Here is a 23,292-nt window from a genome sequence, read left to right on the forward strand (position 1 = left end):
ATTACCTGCAATTACATAATGGAGCTGTGGTGAAGTTGGAGTTCACGCCGGTCTGTCACACCGGAGGTCGCGGGTTCGAGTCCCGTCAGCTCCGCCATTCCATGAAGTAACTGTGTTTCTCTCAATCGAACCAGGTTTACCTTCGCAAAGTGCAAGTACACATTCTAATTTATGCCGGTGTAGCTCAATTGGTAGAGCACCTGACTTGTAATCAGGGGGTTGTGGGTTCAAGTCCTATCGCCGGCACCAGATTTTTCAAAACAAGAGTATCTACTGAAATATCTACATATGTACGTACAAAGATAGGGCCAATTGCTCTATCTTTTTTTCGATGATCTTTCCAATAATGAAATTATTTGCAACAACTTGGATAAGAAGGTATAGTATGTGTCGGGAGGGATTATCATGAAACCTGCAGTATTCAAGTCATTTCAAAAACAAATCGCTATACCCTTCGTTGTTACAGCGTTATTGCTGACGCCTTCGTTCTCTGCATCCAATATGCTCAATGGAATCGCATTTGCCAATACGCCGACTGTTGCAAATCCAGTGAACACTGTCGCTTTGACAACTTCTATGATTGATATGAGCAATGATTATGCGCTTTCCGTAAAACAAGACGGTACGGTATGGGCGTGGGGGAATAATGAACGTGGAACTCTTGGTGATGCTAGCCGCATTAGCCGTCAGGTGCCTGCTCAGGTAAAAGGACTAGTGAACATCAAGGCAGTAACTACAGGCAAGACACATGCCGTAGCCCTAAAACAGGATGGCACGCTTGTTTCATGGGGAATGAATGGACAAGGTCAACTTGGAAGTGGGAACTTATCCAATAGTTTCATTCCGGTAGCTGTAACCAACTTGAAGGATGTTACCTCGATCTCAGCGGGATTGACTCATACGGTTGCCTTAAAGAAAGATGGTACGGTCTGGGCGTGGGGAATTAACAACTTTGGACAGCTTGGCGATGGAACGATGCTAAACAGCTCCAAGCCGATTCAAGTAAAATCGCTAAAAGACGTCGTAGCAATTTCCGCTGCGGGCAATTACACAATAGCTTTGAAGAAAGATGGCACAGTTTGGGCATGGGGTGGTAATCAAACAGGACAATGTGGAGACACTACCCGATTAAATCGTACAGTGCCTATTCAAATCAAAGTGTTAACAGGTGTCAAAGCAATTTATACAGGCCCTGCACATGCCTTTGCCGTGAAAGCAGATGGAACCATTTGGGGTTGGGGCAGAAATGGCCAGGGACAACTAGGTGACGGTACGAAAGTCGATCATTACATTCCCATTCAAATAAATGGTCTAAAGGATTTTACTTCTCTTTCTGTAGGTGAAGGATTTACGATAGGACTGAAGAAGGATGGAACGTTATTTGCTTGGGGAGATAATGGCGTTGGTCAGTTGGGTACCGGCACCAAAGAGCAAAGAAGCTTTCCGACACAAGTGAAAAATATGACGAAAGTTGCAGTTATTTCTTCAGGTAATCAGGCGACCATCGCAGTCAAACAAGATGGTACTCTGTGGATTTGGGGAAATAATGAACATGGTGTAGTTGGTAATGGGACAACAACAAAATTCGGTGAAACCTATCCGATTCAATCGAAGCTGCAACTGACTCCAATTAAGAAATAAATCATAGAATGAACTAATGTTACCAAGAAAAATGAAAGCTCTCAGAGAACCTATCTGAGGGCTTTTTTGCATGGGAAATTAATTAATGACAAGGAAAAAACAAGGTTAAAATTTTGAGTATTCCAAAAAATACAAAGAAAAAAAACAGCCCAACTAGTGATAACAAGAAGTAATATCCACTGATCTCAATAAATTTCCAGTACTTTTTTTTGCGACGATAACCTTGAAGCTGAACGGGTGATTGCATGAGCCGCACCTGCCTGTCTCGATGGCTTGTTTGCTTTGTGATTCATATATATTCAACATCTTTCGTGAATAAAACTGATTCCCTGCCATAAAACACATAAACAAGGTAAACACATGAAATAAGAGATTAACGGACAGGAATGAAACAAGAAAACGGGACATAAGTAGGTAAAAGAGCATCCAGAGAATGAGTAAGCATAGTTAGTAAGTTAATAGAGTAAAGTTCTATTACTACGAAGAAAGAGGGGTTAAAGGACATGAATATTCAGCGGCAACACTTGTATCGTCTACTGCCTGTCTTCCTTGGGCTGGTTTTGTTGACGACAGGGTGTGGAGACCCATACTTGTCAACACTTGAGCCGTCGGGACCAGTAGCGAGTGAACAACTGTTCCTGATGAAGCTGGCGCTTTACATCATGATTGGTGTTTTCTTAGTGGTAATAACTATTTTTTTCTATGTCATTATTCGTTTCCGGAAAAGGGAAGGGCAAACCGAACTGCCTGTTCAAGTAGAGGGAAATCATAAATTAGAAATTATTTGGACGGTAATACCACTTATTCTGCTGCTCATTATTGCAGTGCCTACTGTTTCTTCCACGTTTAAGCTAGCTAAAAATCACAGTAATGATCAAAATGCAGTTCTTGTAAAAGTAACAGGTCATCAGTTCTGGTGGGAGTTTGAGTATCCCAAGCTCGGAGTGGTTACTGCCCAAGAACTTTATATTCCTGTTGGTAAGAAAATTCAATTCGAACTTACCTCGGCTGATGTAATTCACTCATTCTGGGTTCCTGCGCTTGGTGGTAAAACCGACAACAATCCGGGTATGACCAATACCATGTGGCTACAAGCAGACAAACCAGGAACGTACAAAGGGAAATGTGCGGAGCTTTGCGGGACATCACATGCCTTAATGGACTTCAAAGTGATCGCTGTCTCGCCAGAAGAGTTCGACAAGTGGGTGAATAAGATGAAGAAGCCTGCCGTAACCGAGCTCTCAGCTCAAGCAAAGCAAGGTGAACAAGTATTCCAAAAAAGTTGCATAGGCTGTCATGCTATTGGTGGGCAGGGTGGAAAAGTTGGCCCGAACCTGACGAATTTCGGTGATCGTGAACTGGTAGTCGGGATTAAAACAAACAATAAAGAAGAATTGGAAAAGTGGATCAGGAACCCTCAAGAAGTGAAGCCGGGTAATAAAATGCCACAAGTGCAATTGACTCCGGAACAACTTTCATCAGTAGTCGAATATTTAGGCTCATTAAAAAGCAAGGAATAGGAGGGAAAAACCGTGACTGCTCATCATGCGCGAAAGCAACGCAGTGGCTTGTGGGATTGGCTCACAACTGTTGACCATAAAAAAATAGGAATTCTTTACTTGATAGCGGGAGGATTCTTCTTTCTCATCGGAGGTCTGGAAGCTCTTTTAATGCGACTTCAGCTTATGTATCCAGATAATACATTTGTGGGAGCTGCTACCTTCAATCAATTGCTGACCATGCATGGGACCACAATGATCTTTTTGGCAGCGATGCCGATCATTTTTGCCCTGATGAATGCGGTAGTACCCTTGCAAATTGGCGCGCGGGATGTGGCCTTCCCGTTTGTCAATGCACTTGGTTTCTGGCTGTTCTTTGCAGGGGGAGTGCTGCTGAATACAAGCTGGTTTTTGGGAGGCGCACCTGATGCTGGGTGGACGGCGTATACTCCTTTATCGACGAACAGGTTCAGCGAATTTGGTGTAGATTTTTATGTGTTAGGCTTGCAGATTGCTGGTATCGGTACATTGATTGGCGGGATTAACTTTCTCGTTACGATCATCAACATGCGTGCTCCAGGGATGTCCTTTATGCGTATGCCATTGTTTACGTGGGCTTCCTTTATCACATCGGCACTCGTGCTGTTTGCGTTCCCTGCCATCACAGTTAGTTTGGTTCTGCTGATGTTTGATCGTTTGTTCGGAGCGAATTTCTTTAATGTAGGCAGCGGTGGAAATGTTGTGTTGTGGCAGCATCTATTCTGGATCTTTGGTCACCCCGAAGTGTATATTTTGATACTTCCGGCGTTCGGTATCATTTCGGAGGTAATCAGCGTTTTTTCCCGCAAGCGTTTGTTCGGGTACAGCGCCATGGTATTCGCTACGATCATTATCGGCTTCCTGGGATTCATGGTGTGGGTCCATCACATGTTTACAGTTGGGATTGGACCGATTGCCAATGCGTTATTTGCGATTGCTACGATGCTGATCGCCGTGCCAACAGGAATCAAGATTTTTAACTGGCTGTTGACCTTGTGGGGAGGACAAATCAGCTTTACCACCTCGAACCTGTTTGCGCTAGGCTTTATTCCAACCTTTGTGATCGGGGGGATGACTGGGGTCATGCTTAGTGTGCCTCCTGCTGATTTCCAGTTCCAGGACAGCTACTTTGTCGTCGCTCACTTTCACTATACCATTGTAGGCGGGATGGCGTTCGGCTTGTTCGCTGGTCTTTATTACTGGTGGCCGAAAATGTTTGGCAGATTGCTCGACGAGAAGCTGGGCAAATGGAATTTCTGGCTTTTTTTCATTGGCTTCCACTTGACATTCTTCCCGCAGCATTTCCTTGGAGTCCTCGGAATGCCTAGAAGGGTATTTACCTATATGCCAGGTCAAGGTCTGGAACTGGGCAATTTGATTAGCACAATTGGCGCACTCTTGATGGGCTTGGGGACGATCGCCTTCCTACTCAATATCTTCATAACCAATCGCAAACCGAAGAATGCTCCGGCAGATCCGTGGGACGGACGCACACTGGAGTGGACAATTCCATCTCCTCCACCTGAGTATAACTTCGCCCAGACGCCACTGGTCAGAGGAATGGATGCACTTTGGACAGAGAAAATGAAAGGCTCCCGGACGATGAAACCAGCCGAGCCACTCGGTGATATACACATGCCTTCACCATCAATCCTGCCGTTCATTATGTCAGTAGGTCTGTTTATCGCAGGTTTCGGATTTATGTATCACTATACTGTGGTAGCCATCATTGGTCTCGTAATCACGATTACCTGCATGTTCATCCGCTCAATCTTTGACGACCCTGGCTATCATATACACGCAGATGAAATCACTCATGACAAAGGGGGGAGATTGTAAATGGCGAATCAACACTTGACATCAACCACTCTCCCGGATGAACCAGAAAAAGCAACCTTGGAAGGCAAAAACAAAGTTCTGGGATTCTGGCTGTTTCTAGGGGGAGAGACAGTACTGTTCGGAAGTTTGTTTGCAACATTCATTGCCCTTAGAAATCAGGTTGCTGGAGGGCCGACAGCACAAGAACTGTTTGAGCTTCCGATCGTAGCAGCATCAACCTTCATCCTCCTTACCAGCAGTCTGACCAGTGTACTTGCCATCATGGGGATGCATCGGAACAGTATTCGGACACTACAGGCTTGGTTGTCTGTAACCGTGCTGCTTGGACTCGGATTCCTCGCATTGGAAATTTACGAATTTTATCACTATGTTCACGCAGGACATAAAATTTCTTCCAGTGCGTTCGGTTCAGCTTTTTACACCTTGGTCGGGTTCCATGGTGGCCACGTATTATTCGGGGTGAGCTGGATTCTGACATTGCAATTGCAAGTGATCAAAAAGGGGATCACGGTCGTTACCGCACCCAAGCTGTATGTCGCCAGTCTTTACTGGCATTTCGTTGACGTGGTCTGGGTATTCATCTTTACCGTTGTGTATTTGATGGGGAAGGTGGGCTGACAGATGAGCTACAAAAAGCATGAGAGCGCAAGACCGCATCTGATAACATTCATTCTCTCCATTGTTCTCACTGCATTGGCTTTTATCGCAGTAATGGCGACAGATCGATCGTTTGCGATCCCATTTTTAATCGTCCTTGCGATCATTCAAGTGCTCTTTCAATTGTTTTACTGGATGCATTTTAGCCAAAAAGGCCATAAGGGCCCAATGATCGGGATGTTGACAGGGACGATTGTTACCATAACAGCAATTGTTACGGCTGTTTACTGGATGTGGTGGTAAAAAAACAGAGGAGGGGGTGCTTCGTCTGTCCCCCTCTTTCTTACTATTTTCTGTGAAAAACGTCTCGACGTTTTTACCGAAGTAAATGCCAGATGTTACGCTGAGGTACCTTGTCATAAAAGTGATGTGACCGCTTTGCGGGCAACAAAACGGTCATGACCGTTATGTGATACAGGAGGTGAGAAGTTGCATCATCATCCATCGATTGACAACGGATTTATGGATTTATGGAGGCCTGACTGGATACTCATCACGCTTGGACTAGCTATGCTTTATATGACGTTGATAAGGCCAGATTCTACTCAAAAACAAGCCAGTTTTTTAACAGGACTCTTGCTCATGTACATCTCACAGGGAAGCCCTCTTGCTTTTTATGGGCATCACTACTCATTCAGTCTGCATATGGTTCAGCAGTCTATCCAGTATTTTATCATGGCACCCCTTCTCCTGTTTGGCTTGCCCGATCATCTGATTCATACCGTACTCCGTCACAGGCTTTGGGGAAGAATAATTAATTTTTTTACCCGTCCACTCCTGGCGGTCGTGCTCTTCAATATGCTGTTTTCGCTTTATCATGTGCCACTTATCTTTGATGCCGTATCCAACAATGCATTCATACATTTCGTTTTTCACGCACTTTTGCAGCTATCTGCGTTTGGCATGTGGTGGCCGATTTTTGCACCGGAAACAGGACGAAAACCGCTCTCGTATATGATGAAGATTGGCTATATGTTTGCAAATGGAGTGCTTTTGACGCCTGCTTGTGCACTTATCATTTTTGCAGACCATCTGCTTTACAAAAGCTATCAGAATACATTGCCGTTTCTAAATTTGTTTACTCCTCTGGAGGATCAGCAATTAGGGGGAGTGTTGATGAAACTGATACAGGAGATCGTTTACGGAACAGTTATTGGAATGATTTTTTACAAGTGGTACCGTGCGGAAAACCCGCCAGAACCGGATCAACCCGAGGGGAAGTGGTAATTCATGGCGGTATTGCCTACTCTCAGTACATTGTGCATTGTCATCAGCGCCAGCCTGGTTGGTTATGGCTATTATCTGATCAAACAGGGCAAGAAAGAAAAACACACTAAAACAATGAAGCTGGCAAGCCTGTTTGCTCTTGGTTTCTTTGTACTGTATTTGTCACGGACGATTCTAGTCGGTTCATCCCTGTTTGGCGGGCCGGATGACCTGAAAAAATACTATCATGGTTTTTTGTTGTTCCATATCCTTTTTGCGACAATCTCCGCTTTTATTGGGATTGTAACGATTCGGTTTGCTCTCAAAAGAAAATTTGCGAATCATAAAAAATGGGGGCCGTTGACAGCAGGATTCTGGATATTCAGCTCGTGTACGGGTGTGATGGTTTACCTCTTTTTGTATGTGCTTTACCCATCGACTGAGACAACTAGCTTACTCCGTGTCATTTTGGGCTGGTAGATCAAGTGTTCAAGGAACCATGCTCATCCTCCTTCATATGATATTTCAGCTAGGGATATGGAAGGAGGAAGGATAGCCATGGCAAAGAAAGTCAAGAAAAAAGATAAACAGGTAGCAGATCGGGCACAGCGAAACATGAAGATTGTAACATCAGATGTTTGTGCAAAGTGCCGTCAATGTGAGCGAGGAATACGTTATCTGGAGAGAATGGCACAACCAGGAGCGATCGGATATGGTGTACCATGTATTTTGACGCTTGGGAAAGGCATTGAGAAAACCAAAAAGTGACTGGAGCGCAGATATTTTTATCTGTGCTTTTCTGTTATTACCAAATTTTACAAAACAGGAACATTCATGAAAAGGCTTTCTTATAAATCATTGTTTACATATAGACAATCGCTGGGTATAGAGATACATTAAGGAAGAACGGGTTAATAAAGGGGAACATAGTTATGACGGAACAAAATCAAAGCTATTTTGGAATCAGTGCTGATGACCTCTTCTTTTTCTGTCAAGGAATATCAGACATGGTTTTTTTGATGTCGGTAGAAGAGGGAAGCAGATTTCGCTATTATCTAATGAATCGATCTGCCATGGAATTCTCCGGCTTAACTGAAGAAGCCTACGGTAAAAAGTTTGAAGACGTGAATAATCCCCAAATGGCTCACTTCTTAACGATAAAATACCAACAGGCGGTCACCGAGAGAAAACCGATCTGGTACGAGGATTCCGTCACACTGCCTAACGGGAAAGTTTCAGGAGAGTCAGTTCTCACTCCGATTTTTAATGAAAAAGGTATCTGCACACACGTCATTTCACTGACAAGAGATATCACACAACGGAAGCAATTCGAAGAGAAGCTGGCTTACTTAGCATATCATGATGACCTGACCGGATTGCCGAACCGTCGGCTGTTTAAAGATGAATTGACCAAGTCCATTGCGGAAATTTCTGATGAGAATATCGCCATTATGTTTCTGGATTTGGATCGATTTAAGATTGTGAACGATACACTGGGGCATGATAAAGGCGATCTCTTACTACAGATCGTCGCTACCAGGTTGCAACTACTCTTTCGTGCTCCATCGTTGATTGCCCGGTTAGGTGGAGATGAATTTGTTATTTTACTCAGACAGTTTGAAAATCAGGATGAGGTAAGTCTCATTGCCAAACAGATTTTAGAAATGATCGAGCGGCCGATCCAGATAGACAATCACGAGTTTTATGTAACCGCTAGCATAGGTATTGCGATGTACAGTGATTTGGATACTACGGCTGATCAATTGATGAAACAGGCTGATCAGGCGATGTACACGGCGAAAGCAAACGGAAAAAACAATTATCATTACTATGTGAAGCCTCCCGAGACCAAGCGGATCCCCCGTTTGGAAATGGAGCATTATCTGCGAAAAGCAATTGAGCGAGAAGAGTTTATATTGTATTACCAGCCCGTTTATCACATTATTACAGGCAATATCACTTCGATGGAAGTGTTGATTCGCTGGCAACATCCGACGATTGGTATGGTCTCTCCTGGTGAATTCATTCCCATTGCAGAGGAAACAGGCTTGATCATTCCGATTGGAGAGTGGGTTTTGCGAACAGCGTGCAGGCAAAATAAGCTTTGGCAAGAGCAAGGATTACCTAAGATTCCGATTGCCGTGAACTTGTCTCCTTTTCAGTTCCAACAACAAAACATTATCCACCAGGTGGCAAATGCCTTGATCGAAACAGGACTGGACCCAAGGTACCTTGTGCTGGAAGTAACCGAAAGCATGGCCATGCAACAGGTTGATACCGTCATAGAAAAGCTGCAGGAATTAAAGGAAATGGGGATACAAATCTCGATTGACGATTTTGGCACAGGCTATTCTTCGCTCAGTTATCTGAGAAAATTTCCGATTGATTCATTGAAAATCGATCAGTCGTTCGTACGTGAAATTGTTGACAGTCCCGATGATATTGCAATCGTGAAGGCGATTATCGTGATGGCTCGAAGTCTGAAACGGTCAGTTATTGCAGAAGGTGTAGAGACAGAGGAACAAATGAGTTTATTGCGGGAGCTTGGCTGTAAAAAAATGCAGGGCTATCTGTTCTCAAAACCGATCCCTCGACAACAAATGGAAGTATTTCTTCAGGATTACGCATAAATTGTATTAGGAGGTTTTCATCATGAAGCCAAATCCCATCTCATTAGAAACAGCAAAAATGCTATCCGAAAAATTAAATGTACCCATTGAACAGATCATGCACATGCCTCAGCATATTTTGATGAAAAAGCTGATGGAAGTTACCTCAAAAGAAGGCCCAGACAGTAACGAATAATTTATTCCTGAAAAAATGGAGGTAGTAGATGAGCGTACAAATTGCTGAGAAATTGGGTAAAGGTATATCATCCCGCGATTTTATTCTGCAAATGACAAAAAACCAGGAGCAGCTCCAAAATTGGTATGATCAATTTGCGTTCGAAAATGAAGAAGATCGAGAATTTTTTCAACAGTTCCGTGGTCGAACCGATTTACGTAGTCAAATTATCGCAGCCGATTGGTGTGGCGATGTTATTCGTAATGTACCCGTACTCTTCCGGCTGGTTGAGGAAATGCAGCTCCCCTGTGAACTGATGGTGATGGAAGAGCACCTCGACCTGATTGATCAGTTCCTGACAATGGGAGGTAGAGCGATACCGATCATGCTGATTACGGATGAGAAGGGGACTGTTATGGGAAAATGGGGTCCACGTCCAGAGCATGTACAGGCGGTGATGCGTCAATTTAAAGCGCAGAATCCAGATCGCAATGCTGACGATTACCAGGAAAAACTGAAAGAAACCTATAAACAAATGTTGCAGCAGTACGGAGAAGGTACTGGTTACCAGCAAGTGATCGTCAAGGAATGCAGAGAATTATTTCAATCAATTGTAAAGGATTAACACAACCAAAAAAACAAGCCTAGAGAGAATGGACTCTTGGCTTGTTTTCTTGGTTTTAGGGCACTTGCGATTTGGTAAAGTTTAGATTCTACATATATCAGGTGGACAGTCGTCACAGAAAATCGTATCTTTTAAGTATTGGACATCTTTGACCAGGATGTATCCATTCGGGCGCAATTCAATTACATCCAGCTTTTTTAATTCAGCAAGCATCCGGTTCACAGTTTCTCTGGTTAGACCGATATATTGAGCAAGCTCCCGATTGGTTAGAGGCAGTTCAATCAAAATCCCTTTCTCGTCTTCTTTTCCGTAAGAATTGCACATGCGGATCAGTGTGGAGTAGAGTGCACCTGTTTTGCCATTTAAAAGAAGATCACGGAATTTGGATTGCATCCGACGATTGGCAGTTGCCATCCATCTCATAAATTCAATGCAGAAGGCTCCATTTTGGGTCAATAATTTCTCGAGATTGGTCCGTTGTATCACGGTGACTTCACAAGTGCTAATGGTCATGCCAGTGGCACTATAAACGACTGTAGGATCAAACAAACCAAACACGCCAGCCAGTTCTCCCGCACCGAATGAAGCAATCGTCAGTTCTTTCCCGTTTGCCGTTGTCTTCGTAATTTGAATAGTGCCTTCATGTATAAAATAGACGAAGTCAGCTTTTTCTCCATCCATGAACAGTACGGTAGATTCGTGAAAAACCCGTTTGCTGCCAAGAGCCTGAAGTTCCTGAATATAGCTTATAGAAATTTGATCGGTGAACGTTCCACTCGTAATTGGCATATAATCACCTCGGGGCAGTATGCGAGTTTCCTATATTTATTAAAAATATTTCTTATTATTAAGCTAAGTTTATCAGCCTGTGATAAACATCACAAGAGGGTAACTGCTTATAAAAAATAATCGTTCCTATTATTCCCGAAAGTAGTTCTAACTTCCTCTTTTCTTTTTCATTTAAAAAGTGTATACTAAGTTCAAGGCAGCAGAAAAGCCACGAATCTGGTCAGGTCCGGAAGGAAGCAGCCATAAGGGGATTTTTTCTGTGTGCCCCACTTACATAAAACAGACAAGCCCGCTCTACTAACGTAGAATGGGCTTTTTTCATGTATTTTGCCACTGCGGTTGTTCTGGTATCGCATTAACTTCTCATTATTTTCGGGATGGGTCCATATGGATTAATGACAGGTTTCAGGTACGAAAAGGGAATGGAAAATTCAGGGAAACCATACGCATAAGAGGTGTATTCATATAATTGAAAGTATGCGATCAATGCATCATCTGTCAGATAATAATCCTGATCAGGTGAAATGGTTACGAATTCTTTGATGAGAGGGACTTGATTCTCTTTTGTTTCTGATTTGATTTTCGCATTGATTATTGATCGATACTTGCTATTCGGTTTAAACAAGCTCTCGAACGAAACCAACTTGCCTGTTTCTAGCTGAAAGGTGGTTGATTTCATCACCGTTAGTCCATGCGCAGCGCCTTGTGTATAGGAATAGACTTCGTATGTGATGCTGAGAACTCCATTTTTATTAAGCCGAACCTTGTATGTTGCAGTTATATCTGTTACTGGATTGGCATAACCCTGGTCACGAATTAATGAAAACAGAAGCTGTTGAATGGTGTGATTTATTTTTTGCTCTGCGAACGGATTGGACAGCCCCTGAATCTTTGGATAGCGCAAGTGCAGGCGGGGACGTTCGTAGCGTTTTTCCAGAATCGTTGCACGGGTACTGGCTTCAGGCATGATTATCATCACCTCGCTGACATCTGTCTTTGTTCATACTAGCAAGGTATTCGAATGCTGGGCGAAAGGTGAGTATGATGTCGCTATATCCTCGGGTCTGCATGGCATGGAAATGTAAAGCGCTATGACCATATTCGCTGTAAAAAAAGACATCCGTCCTCTAAAAAAATGAGGCAGATGTCTTTTTTGCAACTTGTTCGAGGCAATCGAAGTAGATGATCACCGCCGGATCCTCCGGAACCCCGCTCGTGGTGCAAAAGGCTGCTCGGACCTGACGGTGCATCGGCTGCAGTCATGATCACAGAGACAGCGGCTACAATCAGTGACACACCGGCTACACTCACAACGGGCGATAACATCCCTCGCCGATTCTGACACATCCGACGAATCATCAAAACAATCCCAGAAAACTTCACTGGTGATGATACCGGGCATGTTCACCTTAATGAGCCGTTTCTCGACTATTGTTGCGTTTGGCAAAACCAGCACCTCGACCTTATCTCCTTGCTTGGCGCTTGCAAGCTCATTTGCATTCGCAATGTATTCGAGAAGCACTTCATAATGTGCATTGTCTGCATGGACAGTTAAGGATTCATCATCTATTTCGAACAACCTGCCGCAAATAACAAGACCAGCACTCGACAGGCTTTCCATCGTTTTCCGGAGCTTGCTCTGCTTCTCCATTTTTCTGCCTCTTTCTCTTTAGTTTATTTGTGCCCTCTTTCCTCTTGCAGACCTTTCCTGAAGCTTTCGCCCGAATAGGTCAAGATATCTGGGAATCACCGTTTGGTAAAATGAGCAGAGCGGTGAACGTGCGAAAGGGTGTCCACGCGTTTTCTCGTTGTTCACGGGGCAACCTCCAGCGCAAACAGGGAACCATCGACAGGATAGACATTCCGCCCCATCGGTGCCTTCTCGTGATTCACTCGGCTTGAACGGAAACGTGCTTCGGCATGTCGCAAGCAGATCATCACCGGCTGTATGCCCCAAATTGTTGACAGTCATCGGGCAGCTTACGAGCGTGCCGTCTGCTCTAACCACCAAATGGTTCAAACCGATTCCGCAAGTGACCCATGACGAGGGCTGGTCAAATCGCAGTTCACATATCTGCAGGTCGAGGCGTGGGTCGAAAAGGACCTGTTCGGCTTCCAGCAACGAAAAGGCGTCATTGAAAGAATGTCCCATCCTTTCGGCGAACGCTTGGCTGTCGGCATCCGGACCGCAGCCAAGCTCCCGGACTACGCTTAGTCGTATTTGTAGACCCCGTGAGAACACCCAGCGGATCAACTCGGGCAAGCCTTGCCGTGATCCATTGGTTATGGTGGCCATTATATAAGGTGATATATCATTATTTTGAAGTCGATCGATATTCTTTACGATGCGAAGCCAAGTCGGCGAGCCGCCCTTGGTTCGTCTATTGAGGTCGTGAGCATCACCGCATCCATCGACTGAGATGCTAATGCTCGAATTCGGCCGGCGTAGGAAGGCGATGACTCGGTCATCGATCTTAGTCCCATTTGACAGCAAAGCCGCATGCGTCTTGATACCAGTGCCTGCAAGAGCCGCCTCGAAGCGGGCCCAAAAGCGTTCGACAATAGGCATGGCCAGCGTCGGCTCTCCGCCGGCGAATTTGACTGTCACTTTCTCGAGTTGATTTGAGATTGCGGTGCGTGCAAGTTTTTCTGCGGTAGCATCGCACACCGAATCATGCATGATCTCCGCGTCATTCTTCTGCACAAAGCAATAGGTGCAGGCTAAGTTGCATGCATTCGTGACGTGTAGCCACACTTCCATCGACTTGGGGGACGACGGCTCGCCTGAGGGTAAAAGATAAGGAAAGTTGGTCACTCCGGTTCGTAGGAAGCCTCCGTCCTCTAAAAAGGCGATAGCATTCACGAGATGCCTAAGGTCAGTGGCACCATGGTGCACAAGGTCGCACTCTGCAAAACGTGCAAGCACGTCACCAACCGTAGAGGGCGTCTGAAACTGGTCCAGCAGTTCGTGAATTGAATCGTTTACGACCACAGGCCAACCGGGCCAATCGGGGGCAAAAAGGAGCCATTCACTCCCGAGGCACTTCTCATATAGGGTCCCAGCTTTCACAAGTACTGTGGAAAGGTCGTACTCATACTCGGGTGAAGATCGAGATATCTCTTTCGGGACTTCCATATCGCTATTCCCCTTTCTGCTCGCATAAAGCTACAACATATTATTGGCAAAGATTACCTCTGAATGCATAAGTGATTTGGTAAAAATATCCATTTGTAGTTTGTACCAGTTCTAAAAAAAATAAACGCTTTGTTTGAATACGAACAAGTGTATGCTAATATGAAGGATAATTATGTATACGAAAGAGCGATCCAAACTACTAATCTAACTCTTCCTTATTGGATTTATAGAGTTGGAGGAATTTAAATGAATTGTACACAAAATAATGTACGTAGAAGGGCAATCTTGCATCTTGATATTGATGCGTTTTATGCGAGTGTAGAACAATTGGATCAGCCGAAGTACCGAGGTAAACCCGTAATCGTAGGAGGTACAGACAATAGGGGTGTGGTCGCCACTTGCAGTTATGAAGCGAGAAAATATGGTGTCAGATCAGCCATGCCGATCACCTTGGCCAAGAAAAAGTGCCCGCATGGAATTTACGTGCAGCCACGATTTTCTCGATATGAAGAAAAATCACGAGAAATAAAAGCGGTCTATTCTCAATACACCGATTTGTATGAAAGAGTGGGTTTGGACGAAGCTTATCTGGACATGTCCCACATTGATAATGTCATTCCCGTTGCAAGACAGATTAAGGATCGGATCCACCGTGAAACGGGACTTACTTGCAGCATCGGAATTGCTGAGAATATGTCGTTAGCCAAAATCGCCAGTGATCTGAAGAAACCGGACGCATTCGTGGTGATTCGTCCTCATCAAGTGTTGGACGTTCTTCGTCCTTTATCAGTAGGTGTCATACATGGTATAGGGAAGAAATCACTGGAATTGCTGAGCAGACGAAACATCCATACTGTCGAGGATTTTTGGAGTTTAACAGAGGAAGAAGTCTTTCGGATGTTTGGTAAAATGGGCAAGTCATTATATCTTATGGCAAGAGGTATCGATCATCGGGAAATCATCATGAATCGGCCCGTCAAATCAGTAAGCCGAGAAACGACGCTTGCGGTTGATGAAACTAAACGTGAGTCTGTGTTACTGATTGCTTCCGAATTGCTGGGAGAAGTGTTGGAAGAAATTCAGACTGATGGTTTACAACCACAGACGTTGACGCTTAAGATTAAATTTGCTGATTTCACACAGAGAAGCAAACAGTGCAGGATTGATTATCCGAATGAGTGCGACACCCTTCTGGAGAAGCTGGTCGACTTTTTTGATTATTCATCCGGGATTCGTCTAGTGGGAGTGGGCTTTTCCAATTTTGTTTCTACTCAAACAGAGCGTTATGAACAATTGCGATTTTTTTAGTAATTTAGGTGGGGTCATGCCCGAGGGCAACCCAAGCAACTGCGGGTGGGTTTCGTAGAGGAGATGAAAAGATGAACGTCGTAACGGCTGAAGGATTAACTAAAAGCTACGGGGAGAAAGTGCTTTTTAAGGATATTTCTTTTGCGATATCGGAAGGACAGCGAATTGGCATTATCGGTGTAAATGGAACTGGAAAATCGACGTTATTGCAAATATTGGCGGGCAAAGAGACGGCGGACGCAGGGAAGGTTACGCATGCCAATCATTTTCGTATTGAATTTTTACCGCAAACACCGGAGTTCGATCCTACATCGTCCGTTTTGGAGCAAGTGTTTCATGGAGATTCTCCGTTAATGAAAACGATGCGTGCGTATGAACAGGCTGTGAGTGAACTGGAAGTTGACCCGAATAATGAGCAAAAACAACGTCAGTTACTGCACTTGCAGCAGCAAATGGACATTCATGACGCATGGGATGCCAGTACCTCTGCCAAGTCCATTCTGACCAAGCTGAGAATTACGAACTTCCAGCAAGCTGTAGGCGAATTGTCGGGTGGTCAACGAAAGAGGGTAGCGATGGCAAGTGCCCTGATACAACCGGCTGATCTGCTTATTCTGGATGAGCCGACGAACCATATTGACAATGAGACGGTAGAGTGGCTGGAAGAGTATCTTGCCAGGTTCAAGGGATGTCTGCTTCTGGTTACACATGACCGTTATTTTCTTGATCGGGTGACCAATCGGATCCTCGAGATTGATCGGGGAAAGATGTACAGCTATGAAGGCAACTACAGTACGTTTTTGGAGAAAAAAGCAGAGCGAGAAGAGCAGGAAGCGGCAACGGAGAGCAAGCGCCAAAACCTGCTTCGCCGTGAACTGGCGTGGTTGAGAAGAGGTGCCAAAGCTCGGACTACCAAGCAGAAAGCGAGAATTCAGCGTGCAGAAGAGCTTCAATCTCGTGAAGTCGCAGGGCCACAAGAAAAGCTTGATATCGCTGTTGGTGCGAGCCGACTTGGCAAAAAAGTAATTGAACTGGAACACGTGAGCAAAGGATTTGAAGCTCGTCAGCTTATCAATGATTTCAGTTACATCGTGGTCCCCGGTGATCGGGTAGGTATCATCGGTCCCAATGGAAGCGGAAAAACAACTCTGTTGCAAATGCTTGCAGGCCGAACAATGCCCGATGCAGGAACAATCGAAATTGGTGAAACGGTAAAGCTGGCGTATTATACACAAGAAAGTGTCGAGATGAACGATAAGCTGCGAGTGATTGAGTATATAAAGGAAGCAGCAGAGGTAATCTACACCGTCGATGGTCAGGCAATTACGGCTTCGCAAATGCTCGAGCGCTTTTTATTCCCTCCCCATCAGCAATGGACGCCGATTGCCAAGTTGTCAGGCGGCGAGCGACGCAGGCTCTATCTGCTTCGGACACTTATGGGGGAGCCGAATGTTTTGTTATTAGACGAGCCGACGAACGATTTGGATATTCAGACGTTATCTGTGCTCGAAGATTATTTGGAGAATTTTCCGGGTGCTGTCATCACGGTTTCGCATGACCGCTACTTCCTGGATCGAACAGTTGAGCATCTGTTTGCTTTCGAAGATGGAAAGATTCGTCGTTTCACAGGCAATTACTCCGAGTATTTGGACGTGAGGAAGGCAGAAGAAGACAGCAAGCCAGTAGAAGTTGCCAAAACGGTTCAGCAAGAAGACAACGCAGACAAAGGACGAAACAAGAACCGGACACGCAAGCTTTCCTACAAAGACCAAAAGGATTGGGATGAAATCGAAGGGCGAATTGCTGAGGTCGAAGAGAAAATCGCAGCGGTGAAACAGCAGATAGCAACGGCAGGCAGTGACTTTGAGCGAGTGCAAAAGCTGTTCGAAGAGGAACAACAACTCACCAGTCTGTTGGAACAACTGATGGACCGCTGGACAGAGCTTTCCATCCTGGTAGAAGAGTTGAATCAATGATAATGTAACTGTTCAAAAAGGCCAGTCAAAACACGAAAATAAAGTGTTAGACTGGCTTCTTAAGTTTGTGTTAATATTCGCTTTAAATGTAAGCGGGGGGATAAATATGGACTTTCTATCTGTTACATCTTTTTTGGGTGCAGCAATAGTTCTTACCCTTATGCCTGGACCAGATAATTTGTTCACCTTGGCACAGAGTATAGCAAAAGGGAAATATGCAGGAATTTTTACTACACTTGGGCTTTGTACAGGATTATTAGTTCATATAACAACTGCGACAATCGGAATTTCAGCAGTAATTTATCAATCAGCTTTAGCATTCACAGTAATAAAATATGCAGGAGCAGCATACCTGTTATTCTTAGCATATAAGTCGTTTAGTGAAAAAAGTTCGAGTATTAACCTTACTAACGAGGACACTTTAGACTACAAATCTTTATACAAAAAAGGAATAATAATGAATCTTTTAAATCCAAAAGTTTCTTTGTTTTTTCTGGCATTCTTCCCACAGTTTATAAATTATGAAAATGGTAATGCTTCCATACAAATGCTTGTCTATGGAATCATATTTCTGGTCCAAACTTTAGTCATTTTTACTTTTATAAGCATGTTTGCTGGAAAAGTAGGTTATTTTCTACGAAAAAATCCATCATTATCTAAGAAGATTAACATTATTCAAGGGTCTCTTTACGCAATAATAGGATTAAAAATTGCCTTTAGCCAAAAGTAGGACCATTATTCGGGTCCTTTTCTTTTTTAAAGAACGATCATTTTCCTGTTGTTTCAAGATATTGGTCTATTTCGTGATATACGTCACGTGAGTTTGGAAAAAACTGTTGGTATGTTAAATTCCATGTGTATTTTTGCCTATTTCGCTACCTGAAGGGTCAAAGATATGCTATAATTCAACACTATGGGTTAAAAAATGTAGCACAATTTCTGCAGCAGAAAGATTTGTCGCAGAAATGAGATTGTTTTTATATAAATTGAATAAAGGAAGGTAACCAACTAATGATCAGTACAAATGGCGTTACGTTACGATACGGCAAACGCGCTCTTTTCGAAGATGTAAATATCAAGTTTACTCCAGGCAACTGCTACGGCTTGATCGGAGCAAACGGTGCCGGTAAATCGACATTCCTCAAAATTCTGTCTGGCGAAATTGAGCCAAGCAACGGAGAAGTAATCGTTTCTTCAGGGGAACGGATTGCTGTCTTGAAGCAGAACCATTTCGAATTCGATGAGGTCGAAGTGTTGAAAACGGTAATTATGGGTCACGCTCGTCTCTATGAAATCATGGAAGAGAAAAACGCTCTCTATATGAAAGAAGACTTCTCTGATGAAGATGGTATCAAAGCAGCCGATCTTGAAGGCGAGTTCGATGAATTGAATGGCTGGATGGCTGAATCCGATGCAGGTGAGTTGCTCATCGGTCTTGGTATCCCAAGAGACTTGCACGACAAGAAAATGAAAGAACTCGATGGTAACCAAAAAATCCGCGTCTTGTTGGCGCAAGCGTTGTTCGGAAATCCTGACAACCTGCTCTTAGACGAGCCGACGAACCACTTGGACCTGGAGTCAATCCAATGGCTTGAGAATTTCTTGATGAACTATGAAAAGACTGTCATTGTAGTATCCCATGACCGTCACTTCTTGAATAAAGTATGTACGCATATTGCTGACATTGACTTTGGCAAAATTCAAATCTATGTTGGTAACTACGATTTCTGGTACGAATCCAGCCAACTTGCCTTGCAATTGATGAGAGACCAGAACAAGAAAAAAGAAGAGAAAATCAAGGAGCTCGAGAAGTTTATCGCTCGTTTCAGCTCCAATGCAAGTAAAGCCAAACAGGCAACTTCTCGTAAGAAAATGCTTGATAAAATTACGTTGGATGACATCAGACCATCAAACCGCAAGTATCCATTTATCAACTTCAAACCGGATCGGGAAGCGGGCAAAAATATCCTCGGCATCGAGAATCTTTCGAAAACCATTGATGGGGAGAAAGTTTTCGACAAGCTTCATTTAACGGTAAACAAAGGCGACAAGATTGCCCTAGTAGGACCAAATGGACTTGCGAAATCAACCTTGTTCAAGATTTTAATGGGTGAACTGACTCCAGATGAAGGTGAATTCACTTGGGGTGTGACAACAACTCAAACGTATTTCCCGAAAGACAACGCAGAGTATTTCGATGTAGACCTAAATCTTGTAGATTGGTTGAGACAGTACTCAAAAGACCAAGACGAGACATTCGTTCGAGGCTATCTTGGACGTATGCTGTTCTCTGGTGAAGAGTCCCTGAAAAAAGCAAGTGTATTGTCCGGGGGCGAAAAAGTTCGTTGCATGCTGTCACGCATGATGTTGAGCGGTGCCAACGTGCTATTGTTCGATGAACCGACCAACCACTTGGATTTGGAGTCAATTACTGCACTAAATAATGGTCTGATTGATTTCGATGGAACGATGCTGTTCGTCTCTCATGACCATCAATTTGTACAGACAATCGCAAATCGCATCATTGAGATTACGCCAAAAGGAATCATTGACCGTCAAATGAGTTTCGACGAATACCTGGAGAATGACGATATCAAACAACTTCGTCAGACTATGTATACCGTCTAGTATCAATAGGGGTGTTCACGTGAAACAGAAGAAGATTGCATGGATAACAGACAGTACGGTATATCTGGATAAGGAATTGTTGGAGAAGCATCATATCCATGTTGTTCCACTGTACGTCATCTTTGGAGAGACCTGTTATAAAGAAGATGTAGAGATAACAGCACCAGAGTTTTTTGAACGGGTTAAAAAAACCAAGGAATTGCCAAAGACCTCTCAACCAGCCGTTGGTGACTTCGTCGCTTTGTATGAAAAGCTGAAAGAAGAGTATGAGTATGGTATTGCAATTCACGTGGCAAGCGGAACAAGTGGAACCTTCCAATCGTCCTTGATGGCAGCAGAGATTACCGGCTTCAATGTCCAGGTAATTGACTCCTGGATGGGAGCATTCACGATGGCTTCCATGATTTTTGAGGGAATGGAGCTGGAGCGAGAGGGCAAGTCTCGTGATGAGATTGCCAATTATCTGCGCACCATTCCCCCTCAGATTCGCAGTTATATCATGGTTCAGGACCTGGAGCTTGCTCACCGTGGTGGACGGGTAAGTGGTATTGCCTATGTATTGGGAAGTATGCTACAGATCAAACCGATCGTTTCCTATGAAAATAGTAAAATCATTACGGTGGAAAAAGTGCGGAAAGCGAAGAAAGCGAAGAATCGAATTTTTGAGCTTTTCGAAGATGATGCGAAAAGTGGAGTTCAGATGCAGGTTTCGATTATTCATACGAATGCTTGGGAAGATGCGAATACTTGGAAGCAAGAACTGCAAGAAACCTATCCTCATCTTCACTTTCACGTTTCCTATTTGGGTCCTATCGTTGGAGTACACACCGGCGAAGGAACAATTGGTCTTACGTGGTACAAAATAGACAAACCGTTTCAATTGCAATAAACCACCCCAGCGGTGGTTTTTTCTGCTACATGCACAGTCAACACAATGTATGATATATTGTTTAAAATGTGGTAAGCTTAAAGAATTGTTGGTAAGACAGCAATACAGAAAAGAGGATCGTATGTTATGAAAAGACCAGAAGATACAAGAGTAGTTGTAGGAATGTCAGGCGGCGTCGACTCCTCCGTAACTGCGTATCTATTGAAACAACAAGGTTACGATGTGATCGGCATATTTATGAAAAACTGGGATGATACCGATGAGACAGGACATTGCACGGCCGAAGAAGATTTCCAGGACGTGCGCCGTGTTTGCGATCAGATTGGTATCCCTTACTATACCGTTAATTTTGAAACAGAATATATGGATAAAGTGTTTCAGTATTTTCTCGACGAGTATCGTAATGGCAGAACGCCAAACCCGGATGTGATGTGTAATCGTGAAATCAAGTTTGGCGAGTTCCTCAACAAGGTGCTAAGTCTTGGTGCAGATTACGTTGCTACCGGTCATTATGCCCGTGTCGAGTTTCACGACGGGGAGTACAAGCTGATGCGTGGTGTTGACGATAACAAGGATCAGACTTATTTCCTCAATGCCCTCGGACAAGATCAGTTAGCGAAAACCATGTTTCCGATCGGACATCTGCCAAAAAAACAGGTGAGAGAAATTGCCGAACAAGCAGGTCTAGCAACTGCGAAGAAAAAAGACAGTACAGGAATCTGTTTCATCGGTGAACGGAATTTCAAAGAGTTCTTGAGCACTTACTTGCCTGCAAAACCGGGAAAAATTGAAACAGTTGATGGTCAGGAAATCGGAGAGCATGACGGACTCATGTACTATACGCTGGGCCAACGACAAGGACTTGGTATTGGTGGGGGAGTTGGCGGAGCCGAGCCATGGTTTGTTGTTGACAAAGACCTGGAGCGCAATGTGTTGCTGGTTGCCCAAGGTTCATCTCATCCACGTCTATTCTCAACCAGCTTGATTGCAACTAATGTGAACTGGATTAGTGCACAGAAACCAGAAGGTGAATTCAGATGTACGGCAAAGTTCCGTTATCGTCAGCCTGATCAGGGAGTTATTGTGCGTCCACTGGAAGGAAACCGTTGCGAAGTTATTTTTGATGAGCAACAAAAAGCAGTCACTCCAGGGCAAGCCGTTGTCTTTTATGATGGCGAGGTATGTCTGGGTGGAGGAACGATTGATATCGTACGTAAAAACAGCTAAAAACAAAGAAAAACCATCGTGAGCAATTTCACGATGGTTTTTTTTGTCTTAATTAGCGGTTTAAAAGCGAACCAATGATCGGATAATGAAAAGTTCGATCCTGCAATGCGTAAACAATCCCTTTTATTGGATAGAATAAGCCTATAACCAAAAATACAATGAGGAACGGAATTCCGATCAGCAGGAATGAAAGCAACGCTGACACCCAGATGCAGAAGCTGATCACGATATGAAAAATCATCGCTTCCATTGCCAAATTCTTTGTTTCTCTCTCATGATCCTTAAGGAATAACCAAATGAGGAGTGGTACTAATATAGGAGCAAAAAAAGTACTTGCGTGAATAATGAGTTTAATCCCTCGTGAATCCATAATCATCGCCCATTTCCGATAAATTTCTATTGACCACAGTATACTACTATTTCCTTTTTTTGATAACCGCCTGCGGGTGGTAGGGTACATCCGACCTTTGACTGACAACATGTCAAATTGTAGCGAAAAGTTTTTAATGGAAATTGTGAAAAATTCGTGAACTTTTTATTGAAAAAGGATAAAGTGATAGTAAGGACTACAAAGAAGGAAGGTGAACAAGGAATGTTCCAGTTTGGTTTGTTCGTGATCGGACTAGGTATCGCTTTTGCCTATGCCTTGAACTCACTTTGGGTTCATGCGTTCAATACATTTATTGCTGACGTCTTTTATATCAGTTTCACATATATGGTAGCTAAACTTAGTGAAATGGAAAATATGGAGGATGATGAGTCTACCATAGACTAGGTTTGGCTAACATTAAGTATCCAACAAAAATCATAATCAGTGCATACAAAAAAGATGCCCTGGCCAGACGAAAGATGAGCGGTTGGATGTCAGTATCGCCACTTTCCAGCAATGCATTGATGATCGGCGTGAATGCCCGAGCAATAAAAAATAGCGCTCCCAAAATAATGACGAGCGATGACAGAATCCAGGGAGTAAAGACAGACCATCCTCCTACCCAAATCTGTAGCACCCCGCTTGTGATTAATACATGGCCAGCATGCTTTATAACCCA

Annotated in this window: 23 protein-coding genes, 2 tRNA genes, 1 other RNA gene and 1 pseudogene; 21 read left to right on the forward strand and 6 right to left on the reverse strand. The window is 43.8% G+C overall.

Features of this window, described 5'->3' with window-relative positions; translation table 11 throughout:
• The first annotated feature begins 20 nt into the window (after nucleotides 1-20).
• The 13 genes from ACPW7N_RS18625 to ACPW7N_RS18685 all read left to right on the forward strand — a co-directional run bounded on the left by ACPW7N_RS18625 (nucleotide 21) and on the right by ACPW7N_RS18685 (nucleotide 10,290).
• Nucleotides 21-97, forward strand: a tRNA-Asp gene (locus ACPW7N_RS18625).
• Nucleotides 98-173: 76 nt separating this feature from the next.
• Nucleotides 174-249 (forward strand) — tRNA-Thr (locus tag ACPW7N_RS18630).
• Nucleotides 250-405: 156 nt separating this feature from the next.
• Nucleotides 406-1,641: an RCC1 domain-containing protein gene (locus ACPW7N_RS18635; RefSeq protein WP_425652605.1), complete on the forward strand. Its 1,236-nt coding sequence runs from the start codon at nucleotides 406-408 to the stop codon at nucleotides 1,639-1,641.
• A gap of 503 nt (nucleotides 1,642-2,144) precedes the next feature.
• Nucleotides 2,145-3,161 (forward strand): cytochrome c oxidase subunit II, encoded by a 1,017-nt coding sequence (gene coxB, locus ACPW7N_RS18640; RefSeq protein ID WP_425652606.1) that lies wholly within the window; start codon nucleotides 2,145-2,147, stop codon nucleotides 3,159-3,161.
• A 12-nt stretch (nucleotides 3,162-3,173) separates the two neighbouring features.
• Nucleotides 3,174-5,018, forward strand: coding sequence for a cytochrome c oxidase subunit I (gene ctaD / locus ACPW7N_RS18645; protein WP_425652607.1), 1,845 nt, complete (start codon nucleotides 3,174-3,176; stop codon nucleotides 5,016-5,018).
• Nucleotides 5,019-5,636, forward strand: coding sequence for a cytochrome (ubi)quinol oxidase subunit III (locus ACPW7N_RS18650; protein WP_425652608.1), 618 nt, complete (start codon nucleotides 5,019-5,021; stop codon nucleotides 5,634-5,636).
• Nucleotides 5,637-5,639: 3 nt separating this feature from the next.
• On the forward strand, nucleotides 5,640-5,918 hold the full coding sequence (locus ACPW7N_RS18655; RefSeq protein WP_425652609.1) for a cytochrome C oxidase subunit IV family protein: 279 nt from the start codon (nucleotides 5,640-5,642) through the stop codon (nucleotides 5,916-5,918).
• A gap of 186 nt (nucleotides 5,919-6,104) precedes the next feature.
• Complete coding sequence (locus ACPW7N_RS18660) at nucleotides 6,105-6,902, forward strand: cytochrome c oxidase assembly protein (protein ID WP_425652610.1); 798 nt, start codon at nucleotides 6,105-6,107, stop codon at nucleotides 6,900-6,902.
• A 3-nt stretch (nucleotides 6,903-6,905) separates the two neighbouring features.
• The gene (locus ACPW7N_RS18665) at nucleotides 6,906-7,361 is read left to right on the forward strand and encodes a DUF420 domain-containing protein (RefSeq protein WP_425652611.1); all 456 of its coding nucleotides are present in this window, start codon (nucleotides 6,906-6,908) and stop codon (nucleotides 7,359-7,361) included.
• Between the two features lie 78 nt (nucleotides 7,362-7,439).
• Nucleotides 7,440-7,649 carry a hypothetical protein gene (locus tag ACPW7N_RS18670; protein WP_425652612.1) on the forward strand — a complete coding sequence of 70 codons (210 nt, stop codon included), beginning with the start codon at nucleotides 7,440-7,442 and terminating at the stop codon, nucleotides 7,647-7,649.
• A 164-nt stretch (nucleotides 7,650-7,813) separates the two neighbouring features.
• The gene (locus tag ACPW7N_RS18675) at nucleotides 7,814-9,511 is read left to right on the forward strand and encodes a sensor domain-containing protein (protein ID WP_425652613.1); all 1,698 of its coding nucleotides are present in this window, start codon (nucleotides 7,814-7,816) and stop codon (nucleotides 9,509-9,511) included.
• A gap of 22 nt (nucleotides 9,512-9,533) precedes the next feature.
• Nucleotides 9,534-9,686 (forward strand): YycC family protein, encoded by a 153-nt coding sequence (locus ACPW7N_RS18680; protein ID WP_425652614.1) that lies wholly within the window; start codon nucleotides 9,534-9,536, stop codon nucleotides 9,684-9,686.
• A 28-nt stretch (nucleotides 9,687-9,714) separates the two neighbouring features.
• A complete protein-coding gene (locus ACPW7N_RS18685) occupies nucleotides 9,715-10,290 on the forward strand; it encodes a thioredoxin family protein (protein ID WP_425652615.1) in 576 nt (191 codons plus the stop codon).
• Nucleotides 10,291-10,371: 81 nt separating this feature from the next.
• Here the strand turns inward: ACPW7N_RS18685 and ACPW7N_RS18690 are convergent, their stop codons facing one another.
• Entirely contained in the window at nucleotides 10,372-11,079 is a 708-nt protein-coding gene (locus ACPW7N_RS18690) for a Crp/Fnr family transcriptional regulator (RefSeq protein WP_425652616.1), read from the reverse strand.
• Nucleotides 11,080-11,262: 183 nt separating this feature from the next.
• On the opposite strand from ACPW7N_RS18690, the gene ffs reads away from it, so the two are divergent.
• An RNA gene (gene ffs, locus ACPW7N_RS18695) (signal recognition particle sRNA small type) lies at nucleotides 11,263-11,356 on the forward strand.
• Between the two features lie 78 nt (nucleotides 11,357-11,434).
• On the opposite strand, the gene ACPW7N_RS18700 is transcribed toward ffs, so the two are convergent.
• From ACPW7N_RS18700 to ACPW7N_RS18710, 3 genes are all read right to left on the reverse strand, one after another.
• Complete coding sequence (locus ACPW7N_RS18700; protein WP_425652617.1) at nucleotides 11,435-12,046, reverse strand: DUF3298 and DUF4163 domain-containing protein; 612 nt, start codon at nucleotides 12,044-12,046, stop codon at nucleotides 11,435-11,437.
• A 219-nt stretch (nucleotides 12,047-12,265) separates the two neighbouring features.
• Nucleotides 12,266-12,730: a hypothetical protein gene (locus tag ACPW7N_RS18705; RefSeq protein WP_425652618.1), complete on the reverse strand. Its 465-nt coding sequence runs from the start codon at nucleotides 12,728-12,730 to the stop codon at nucleotides 12,266-12,268.
• An 18-nt stretch (nucleotides 12,731-12,748) separates the two neighbouring features.
• Nucleotides 12,749-14,215, reverse strand: a complete 1,467-nt coding sequence (locus tag ACPW7N_RS18710; RefSeq protein WP_425652619.1) for a radical SAM protein — start codon at nucleotides 14,213-14,215, stop codon at nucleotides 12,749-12,751.
• Between the two features lie 246 nt (nucleotides 14,216-14,461).
• On the opposite strand from ACPW7N_RS18710, the gene dinB reads away from it, so the two are divergent.
• The 6 genes from dinB to mnmA all read left to right on the forward strand — a co-directional run bounded on the left by dinB (nucleotide 14,462) and on the right by mnmA (nucleotide 22,243).
• Nucleotides 14,462-15,523 (forward strand): DNA polymerase IV, encoded by a 1,062-nt coding sequence (gene dinB / locus ACPW7N_RS18715; RefSeq protein WP_425652620.1) that lies wholly within the window; start codon nucleotides 14,462-14,464, stop codon nucleotides 15,521-15,523.
• 71 nt (nucleotides 15,524-15,594) lie between these two features.
• Nucleotides 15,595-17,499, forward strand: a complete 1,905-nt coding sequence (locus ACPW7N_RS18720; RefSeq protein WP_425652621.1) for an ABC-F family ATP-binding cassette domain-containing protein — start codon at nucleotides 15,595-15,597, stop codon at nucleotides 17,497-17,499.
• Between the two features lie 106 nt (nucleotides 17,500-17,605).
• Nucleotides 17,606-18,229: a LysE family translocator gene (locus tag ACPW7N_RS18725; protein ID WP_425652622.1), complete on the forward strand. Its 624-nt coding sequence runs from the start codon at nucleotides 17,606-17,608 to the stop codon at nucleotides 18,227-18,229.
• 281 nt (nucleotides 18,230-18,510) lie between these two features.
• On the forward strand, nucleotides 18,511-20,127 hold the full coding sequence (locus tag ACPW7N_RS18730; RefSeq protein WP_425652623.1) for an ABC-F family ATP-binding cassette domain-containing protein: 1,617 nt from the start codon (nucleotides 18,511-18,513) through the stop codon (nucleotides 20,125-20,127).
• A 19-nt stretch (nucleotides 20,128-20,146) separates the two neighbouring features.
• Nucleotides 20,147-21,016 carry a DegV family protein gene (locus ACPW7N_RS18735; protein ID WP_425652624.1) on the forward strand — a complete coding sequence of 290 codons (870 nt, stop codon included), beginning with the start codon at nucleotides 20,147-20,149 and terminating at the stop codon, nucleotides 21,014-21,016.
• Between the two features lie 126 nt (nucleotides 21,017-21,142).
• Nucleotides 21,143-22,243, forward strand: a complete 1,101-nt coding sequence (mnmA, locus tag ACPW7N_RS18740; RefSeq protein ID WP_425652625.1) for a tRNA 2-thiouridine(34) synthase MnmA — start codon at nucleotides 21,143-21,145, stop codon at nucleotides 22,241-22,243.
• A gap of 52 nt (nucleotides 22,244-22,295) precedes the next feature.
• Here mnmA and ACPW7N_RS18745 read toward each other — a convergent pair whose 3' ends face one another.
• Complete coding sequence (locus tag ACPW7N_RS18745; RefSeq protein ID WP_425652626.1) at nucleotides 22,296-22,724, reverse strand: DUF4870 domain-containing protein; 429 nt, start codon at nucleotides 22,722-22,724, stop codon at nucleotides 22,296-22,298.
• A 111-nt stretch (nucleotides 22,725-22,835) separates the two neighbouring features.
• On the opposite strand from ACPW7N_RS18745, the gene ACPW7N_RS18750 reads away from it, so the two are divergent.
• Nucleotides 22,836-23,018: a hypothetical protein gene (locus ACPW7N_RS18750; protein ID WP_425652627.1), complete on the forward strand. Its 183-nt coding sequence runs from the start codon at nucleotides 22,836-22,838 to the stop codon at nucleotides 23,016-23,018.
• Here ACPW7N_RS18750 and ACPW7N_RS18755 read toward each other — a convergent pair.
• Nucleotides 23,005-23,292: pseudogene (locus tag ACPW7N_RS18755) on the reverse strand (hypothetical protein); the annotation flags it as partial. The gene ACPW7N_RS18750 and the pseudogene ACPW7N_RS18755 overlap by 14 nt on opposite strands.

It is taken from the genome of Brevibacillus nigriterrae, from assembly GCF_049846925.1.
Lineage (GTDB): Bacteria > Bacillota > Bacilli > Brevibacillales > Brevibacillaceae > Brevibacillus_H.

Coding starts and splice junctions, on each gene's coding strand:
- ACPW7N_RS18635 (WP_425652605.1), top strand. CDS start 406: ATGAAACCTGCAGTATTCAAGTCATTTCAAAAACAAATCGCTATACCC.
- coxB (WP_425652606.1), top strand. CDS start 2,145: ATGAATATTCAGCGGCAACACTTGTATCGTCTACTGCCTGTCTTCCTT.
- ACPW7N_RS18650 (WP_425652608.1), top strand. CDS start 5,019: ATGGCGAATCAACACTTGACATCAACCACTCTCCCGGATGAACCAGAA.
- ACPW7N_RS18655 (WP_425652609.1), top strand. CDS start 5,640: ATGAGCTACAAAAAGCATGAGAGCGCAAGACCGCATCTGATAACATTC.
- ACPW7N_RS18665 (WP_425652611.1), top strand. CDS start 6,906: ATGGCGGTATTGCCTACTCTCAGTACATTGTGCATTGTCATCAGCGCC.
- ACPW7N_RS18670 (WP_425652612.1), top strand. CDS start 7,440: ATGGCAAAGAAAGTCAAGAAAAAAGATAAACAGGTAGCAGATCGGGCA.
- ACPW7N_RS18675 (WP_425652613.1), top strand. CDS start 7,814: ATGACGGAACAAAATCAAAGCTATTTTGGAATCAGTGCTGATGACCTC.
- ACPW7N_RS18680 (WP_425652614.1), top strand. CDS start 9,534: ATGAAGCCAAATCCCATCTCATTAGAAACAGCAAAAATGCTATCCGAA.
- ACPW7N_RS18685 (WP_425652615.1), top strand. CDS start 9,715: ATGAGCGTACAAATTGCTGAGAAATTGGGTAAAGGTATATCATCCCGC.
- ACPW7N_RS18690 (WP_425652616.1), bottom strand. CDS start 11,079: ATGCCAATTACGAGTGGAACGTTCACCGATCAAATTTCTATAAGCTAT.
- ACPW7N_RS18700 (WP_425652617.1), bottom strand. CDS start 12,046: ATGCCTGAAGCCAGTACCCGTGCAACGATTCTGGAAAAACGCTACGAA.
- ACPW7N_RS18705 (WP_425652618.1), bottom strand. CDS start 12,730: ATGGAGAAGCAGAGCAAGCTCCGGAAAACGATGGAAAGCCTGTCGAGT.
- ACPW7N_RS18710 (WP_425652619.1), bottom strand. CDS start 14,215: ATGGAAGTCCCGAAAGAGATATCTCGATCTTCACCCGAGTATGAGTAC.
- dinB (WP_425652620.1), top strand. CDS start 14,462: ATGAATTGTACACAAAATAATGTACGTAGAAGGGCAATCTTGCATCTT.
- ACPW7N_RS18720 (WP_425652621.1), top strand. CDS start 15,595: ATGAACGTCGTAACGGCTGAAGGATTAACTAAAAGCTACGGGGAGAAA.
- ACPW7N_RS18725 (WP_425652622.1), top strand. CDS start 17,606: ATGGACTTTCTATCTGTTACATCTTTTTTGGGTGCAGCAATAGTTCTT.
- ACPW7N_RS18730 (WP_425652623.1), top strand. CDS start 18,511: ATGATCAGTACAAATGGCGTTACGTTACGATACGGCAAACGCGCTCTT.
- mnmA (WP_425652625.1), top strand. CDS start 21,143: ATGAAAAGACCAGAAGATACAAGAGTAGTTGTAGGAATGTCAGGCGGC.
- ACPW7N_RS18745 (WP_425652626.1), bottom strand. CDS start 22,724: ATGTTGTCAGTCAAAGGTCGGATGTACCCTACCACCCGCAGGCGGTTA.
- ACPW7N_RS18750 (WP_425652627.1), top strand. CDS start 22,836: ATGTTCCAGTTTGGTTTGTTCGTGATCGGACTAGGTATCGCTTTTGCC.